7 protein-coding genes are annotated in these 5,438 nt (G+C 65.1%); 3 read left to right on the top strand and 4 right to left on the bottom strand.

The genetic code is table 11. The annotated features are described in order from the left end of the window. Positions 1–115 precede the first annotated feature (115 nt). Both HZR14_RS14110 and HZR14_RS14105 read right to left on the bottom strand, forming a co-directional pair. Positions 116–376, bottom strand: coding sequence for a glutathione S-transferase N-terminal domain-containing protein (locus HZR14_RS14110; RefSeq protein WP_181693518.1), 261 nt, complete (start codon positions 374–376; stop codon positions 116–118). A 101-nt stretch (positions 377–477) separates the two neighbouring features. After that, positions 478–888 (bottom strand): DUF5518 domain-containing protein, encoded by a 411-nt coding sequence (locus HZR14_RS14105; protein WP_181693517.1) that lies wholly within the window; start codon positions 886–888, stop codon positions 478–480. Positions 889–1,011: 123 nt separating this feature from the next. Between HZR14_RS14105 and HZR14_RS14100 the strand changes: the two genes are divergently transcribed. The 3 genes from HZR14_RS14100 to HZR14_RS14090 all read left to right on the top strand — a co-directional run bounded on the left by HZR14_RS14100 (position 1,012) and on the right by HZR14_RS14090 (position 3,680). Further along, positions 1,012–2,157 carry a dihydropteroate synthase gene (locus tag HZR14_RS14100; protein ID WP_181693516.1) on the top strand — a complete coding sequence of 382 codons (1,146 nt, stop codon included), beginning with the start codon at positions 1,012–1,014 and terminating at the stop codon, positions 2,155–2,157. Positions 2,158–2,378: 221 nt separating this feature from the next. After that, positions 2,379–3,068, top strand: a complete 690-nt coding sequence (locus HZR14_RS14095) for a 6-hydroxymethylpterin diphosphokinase MptE-like protein (RefSeq protein ID WP_181693515.1) — start codon at positions 2,379–2,381, stop codon at positions 3,066–3,068. Between the two features lie 54 nt (positions 3,069–3,122). After that, positions 3,123–3,680 carry a class I SAM-dependent methyltransferase gene (locus HZR14_RS14090; protein WP_181693514.1) on the top strand — a complete coding sequence of 186 codons (558 nt, stop codon included), beginning with the start codon at positions 3,123–3,125 and terminating at the stop codon, positions 3,678–3,680. 64 nt (positions 3,681–3,744) lie between these two features. Here HZR14_RS14090 and HZR14_RS14085 read toward each other — a convergent pair whose 3' ends face one another. Both HZR14_RS14085 and HZR14_RS14530 read right to left on the bottom strand, forming a co-directional pair. Beyond that, complete coding sequence (locus HZR14_RS14085; RefSeq protein ID WP_181693513.1) at positions 3,745–4,398, bottom strand: potassium channel family protein; 654 nt, start codon at positions 4,396–4,398, stop codon at positions 3,745–3,747. A 524-nt stretch (positions 4,399–4,922) separates the two neighbouring features. Further along, positions 4,923–5,054, bottom strand: a complete 132-nt coding sequence (locus tag HZR14_RS14530; protein WP_255479287.1) for a hypothetical protein — start codon at positions 5,052–5,054, stop codon at positions 4,923–4,925. Positions 5,055–5,438: the final 384 nt, after the last annotated feature.

Raw genomic sequence — 5,438 nt, 5'->3', positions numbered from 1 at the left:
ATACGCTGTCGAGAGGCTTAATTCCGGCGGCTGTGGCCGTGTTGTCGGATTCATCCCCGCCGTGAACGGCGAGGCTTTCTCCTTGACTTTCCGTAATTCGAGAGCGGGGCGGGCGTCAATCGTACCGCTCTTCTAGGTAGTCGACGATATCGTCGCTTTCGTACATCGTGACGCCACGCTCGGTGTCGACGAGATACGGGATCTGATCGCCCCCGCCCGCTGTGAGTTTCTCGTGGGTGACCGTATTGGTTACGGCACCACCTTGATCGCCCGGGAGACGCGGATTGTGAGCAACGTACGAAACACCGAGTTCCGAGAGCGTTTCTCGAACCTTCTCACAGTACGGGCAGCCTTCCGACTGGTAGAGTTCTAGCATCGTTATCGTCGGATTGGAAAATACGGATATACAAAAACTTTGGCCCGTCCAGGGGGTCGTTCGAGGCGAACAGCCACCGCGTCGTATCGCGCCAGCCATCGCTACGTGGGCATGTTCGCTTGTCGTCGTTCCGACCGGCCGGCGAGTGCTCCCCCGACCGCGCCCCCGGCCGCGCCCACGATCACGAGCAAGACGGCGCTCACGGCGATGATCGCGGTCATCCCGCCGAAGGGGCCGGCCCCGAACCCACGGACCCACGGACCGAGGACGACCGCCGCGGGGACCGCCGGGAGAACCGGGCTCGACACGTGGAGCACCGCCCCGAGAACGGCGAGGAGGCCGCCCATGAGCGCTCCGGCACCCGCGCCGTCGCGTGGCCCCGCCCGCTGGACGTACCCCGCGACGACGCCGCCGAGCAGCGGTGCGACGAAGGAAACGAACGGGAGAACACCCGCGATGACCGAGACGACCGCACCGAGAACGGAACTACGTCTCGCGTGTTTGAGTTGCATACGACACCCGACGCCGTCAGTACATAAAACGAGAGCGGGTAGTCCGCCCACAAGGGCGTTTGCGTGCGTACCGCGGCGTTCCGGTATCGGTCGGTTTTAGCGACGAGCACCCCAACCGAGGGTATGCGAACGGTCGACGCCGCCGGCCTGAAGATCGGTGATGAGTACCCGCCCAGGATCATGGGCGTGTTGAACGTCTCGGAGGAGTCACCCTACGATCCGAGCGTCTTCGACGATCCGGGCGAGGCGGCCGCCTACGTCGACGAGGCGTTGATCGACGAGGGCGCCGACATCGTCGACGTCGGGCTCGAATCGGCCAATAAACGCTTCGAGGTGCTGTCGGCGGAAGGGGAACTCGACCGTCTGGGGACGGCCATCGAGACGATCGAATCGACCTCGGGGGATGCGGTCTGGTCGATTGAGACCCGCTATCACGAAGTCGCCGAGGCCGCCATCGATGCCGGCTTCGATATGGTCAACGACATCTGTGGGTTCGCCGACCCGGAGATGCCGGCGGTCTGTTCGGAGTACGACGTCGCGGTCTCGAAGATGGCCTCGCCGCCGGACCTCGAACGGCCCGGCGCGATCGAGGACGTCGACGAGATCTACGACGCCCTAGAGCGGAACGGGTTCACCGAAAAGACGATCGTCGATCCGGCCTTCGGCGGGTGGTCCGAGGCAAAGACGACCGCCGACGATCGGGAGACGTTCGGTCGGCTCCGGGAGTTCCGCGGCCACGGGCGGCCGATGCTCGTCTCGATCAACCGGAAGAACTTCCTCCGAGAGGTCGCCGGACGCGATACCGAGAGAGCGCTCCCCGTCTCGCTCGCGGCGACCTCGATGGCGGTCGAACGCGGCGCTCACGTCGTCAGGACCCACGACGTCGCCGAGACGCGGGACGCGGCGCTGATCGGCCACGAGTTCAGACGAAAGCGGGGTCGCGACGCCGAGCGCGGCGTCGAGGAACTCGACGTGCGGACCGATCGGGACCTCGCCCGCCACCTGGCCCGGATCGGAGCGAACGACGGCGCCGACGTCGACGTTCCGTCGGTACGCACCCACGCCGTCGAGTTCCGACTCCCCGAGCGGTCGGCGGCGGTTCTCGAACGGACGGCCCGGACGACGGGCGTCGACGCCTACCGGGGCGATGGACTCATCCTCGTGGGGACGGCGGCCGAGTTCGACGCCCTCCGCGCGGAGATCGCGGGGGGACCGACGCCGGCCGTCGAGGCGATCGGGCGCGCCTACGAGGGGTTGGGTGGCAGCTGATACGGACCGCCGGACCGCCGGACCGGTCACCGCCGACCCGTGCGGGCGACGACCGGTACCGGACGAGGGCGATCCGTCAGACACGCGGCGAACTGGCGGCTTACCGTACAAGAAAGCTTATGCCACAGGCACCGCAATCCTCTGATGGAAGCCTGGAGGGCACATCCGGGTAGGGGTACCTTGGTGCGCTTCGGGCTCAGTCTTTATATTTGGTAGTGGCCATGCAGTACACAGAGTGGGAACCCATCTACGCGTCGATACTCGACGATTTCGGCTACGACCGGGGCGGCGACGAGCGTGCTCGCGACCTGCTGGCCGGCCTCGTTGCCGGGGAATCCACCCTCACGACCGACGAGATCGGACTCGGCGGCACCGTCGCGGTCTGTGGTGCCGGACCGACGCTCCCCGAGGAGTTGAGTCTCGCCGACGGAGCCGACGCCGTGGTCGCCGCCTCGACGGCCGCCGATACCTGTCTTGAGGCGGGAGTCACAGTCGACTGTATGGTGACCGATCTGGATAAAAACCCCGAGACCGCCCGGGAGCTCTCCCGGGAGGGCGTCCCCGTTGCCGCACACGCACACGGCGACAATATCGCCGCGATCGAGCGCTACGTTCCCTCCTTTGCCCTCGATGCGGTCCTTCCGACGACGCAGGCTGCCCCGGCCCCGCCGGTGTGTAATCCCGGCGGGTTCACCGACGGCGACCGGGCGGCGTTTCTCGCCGATGCCTGCGGGGCCGGACGGCTCGTCTTTCCCGGGTGGGCGTTCGATGACCCCTCCGTCGGCCCCGAGAAGGCACGGAAACTCCGGTGGGCCGAACGGCTGCTCGCGTGCCTCGAGGAGCGCCGGGGGGAGCGTTTCGCCGTCCTCGACGGTCGCCGCGAGGGGATCGACCGTCCGTGGAGCCGATAGGGATCCGACCACCGGATCAACCACGCTTATACCGTCCGTCCCGCTACGCCGGGTATGGGATTTCACACGTTCGACTCGGATCGCGCCGACCAACTCGATGACGCGTCCCGGTATCGGTGGTGTTCCGGCGAGGAGTTAGTGTCGCTTCTGTCCCCGGCCCCGACGGAAACGGTCGCGGATCTCGGCAGCGGGACCGGCTTTTACACCGATCTCATCGCCCCGTATGCCGAAACCGTCAACGCCGTCGATGTCCAATCGGAGATGCACGAACGTTACGAGGAGAACGGCGTTCCCGACAACGTCAGGACGGTCACCGCCCCGATCGACGGGTTGCCCTTCGGTGACGAAACGATCGATGCCGCGTTCTCGACGATGACGTACCACGAGTTCTCCGGTCCGGCGGCGACCGAGGAGATCGCCCGCGTCCTCCGGCCGGGCGGTCGCATCGTCATCGTCGACTGGACGCGGGACGGCCGCGGTGAGGACGGACCACCCCTCGAAGAGCGTCACGGTCTCGGACACGCGGTGTCGGCGCTGAGCGACGGCGGATTCGTCGTCGATCACGCCGTCACGCGAACCGAGACGTTCGCCTGTCGGGCGAGGACACGCTGAAACCGCCGGATATCGCCACGTCGGGCGTTCCGTCTCCGCGGGGAGACGGTTCGCCTCGCGCCCCCTACCCGTGCAGCGTGGACCTGATCTCGTCCAGACTCGCCTGTTCGGCGACGAGCGCGACCCGGTCGCCGGGTTTGATCTCCGTCTGCGGGAGCGGGATCGTCATCGGCTCGCGGCGGCGGCCGTGGGCGTACAGCCGAGCGCCGCCCGGGAGGTCGATATTGACGACGCGGCGGCCGACGGCCGGCGACCCCGCCGGTATGTCGAGAGTCGTGGCCGTGAGGTGTTCGGTCAGGTCGCCGAGTACGTTCAGATCGCCGCCGAGAAGCGCGGTCTTCGCGCCCGCGGCACCCATCCGTTCGGGGTAGACGACCTCGTCGACGTCGGCCGCGTACTTCCGGTAGATCTCCTCGCGGTAGTCCTCGTCGATCCGGAGTACCGTCCGGCAGTCGCGGCCGTTCGCGATCATACAGGCGGTGAAGTTGACGTTCAAATCACCCGTGAGGGCCGCGAGGGCATCGACGTCGTCGAGGCCGACCTCGTCGAGAACCCGTTCGTCCTCGGCGTTGCCCTCGACGACCTCGTGGCCGTCGTCCCTGGCGGTCTGTGCCTTCGGCGCCTCGAGTTCGACGATCACGACGTCGTGGCCCTCGCTCGAGAGGATGTCAGCCGTGCGAGCGCCGACCCGGCCGTAACCGACAATAACGAACTCCATACCCGCGGTATGTGACGCCACGACAAAAATATGTGTGCTGTCCGAGTCGTAGTGTTCGGATAAGGCCACGGGTGGGGCGGAACAATCTTCCGACGGTCAGTGCTCGAGACCACCCACCACCACGGTGGAACGAGTACGAACGTGGCTCCCGATCGAAGCGTCGACGTATGCTTGGCCCGTCGATGTCGTATTATCCGGGGGTCCCCGTACGTGAGCATCTCGTAGTGGTTGCCACGAAGTGTGGCCCTATAGTAGAGATCGGAAGACAAGACACACTCGATCGCACGGCGGCAGTGCGATCGATGTGTACATAGTTGCGATGTTCATACTGTCGGACGTAACTACTTGAATCGAAAATCTCTGAGCGTCGTGTCACAGTACGGTTTCGTCTATCTGAACGATTCAGGTATTCACGAAATTACGTCCGACAGTATCACTATAGCGGTGAACGGTCGCAGCGATCCCTATCTCGGCGTTTTTGGCCTGATCGTCGTAATACGATTTCTTCATTCGGGGGGCTGCGCTCAGGCGTCGGAGTCGTCGGTTTCCTGCTCTACCAGGTCGCGTACCCGGTCGAAGTGGCTGCTGATGCGCTCGGGCATCGACTCGAACTCTTCGTCGCTTACAGGTCGTTCCTGTCTTTCACTCCGTGCCATTTCTCAAACCTCTTGATGACTCCTTCGACGTTCTCGCGTAATGTAAAGCGTGGTACGCCTCGCAGAAGATGAGGCCGTTGTTGAAGACACCGACCCCGTGCTTCCAGGCAAGGAAGCATGTCAATGAAGACATCCACCGGACTTCAGGATTCCGGCACGACGGACGAATCGAGCCCCGAAAACGAGGAAGCAGACCTCGATCTCACGGAGCTAATCGAGCACGAGAACACCGACTAGAGCGACATCCCGGGCATCAGTGCTGCCGAGGCCGGTGCGTGGACTGCACGCGTAACCGACCCCACCCTACTTCGCTCGGCCTTGCGGCCTCGCTCGTTGAGGGTGGGGCCACTGGCAGAGCGTCGCTCTGCCAAGGCCTCGAAAGGC

This window comes from Natronomonas salinimetallica (genome assembly GCF_013839515.1).
Lineage (GTDB): Archaea > Halobacteriota > Halobacteria > Halobacteriales > Haloarculaceae > Natronomonas.
This window is presented reverse-complemented; position numbering and strand designations above follow the sequence as displayed.

Excerpts from the sequence above, each read along its gene's own strand:
- HZR14_RS14085 (WP_181693513.1), bottom strand. The coding sequence starts at position 4,398 with ATGGAGTTCGTTATTGTCGGTTACGGCCGGGTCGGCGCTCGCACGGCT.
- HZR14_RS14100 (WP_181693516.1), top strand. The coding sequence starts at position 1,012 with ATGCGAACGGTCGACGCCGCCGGCCTGAAGATCGGTGATGAGTACCCG.
- HZR14_RS14105 (WP_181693517.1), bottom strand. The coding sequence starts at position 888 with ATGCAACTCAAACACGCGAGACGTAGTTCCGTTCTCGGTGCGGTCGTC.
- HZR14_RS14095 (WP_181693515.1), top strand. The coding sequence starts at position 2,379 with ATGCAGTACACAGAGTGGGAACCCATCTACGCGTCGATACTCGACGAT.
- HZR14_RS14530 (WP_255479287.1), bottom strand. The coding sequence starts at position 5,054 with ATGGCACGGAGTGAAAGACAGGAACGACCTGTAAGCGACGAAGAGTTC.
- HZR14_RS14110 (WP_181693518.1), bottom strand. The coding sequence starts at position 376 with ATGCTAGAACTCTACCAGTCGGAAGGCTGCCCGTACTGTGAGAAGGTT.
- HZR14_RS14090 (WP_181693514.1), top strand. The coding sequence starts at position 3,123 with ATGGGATTTCACACGTTCGACTCGGATCGCGCCGACCAACTCGATGAC.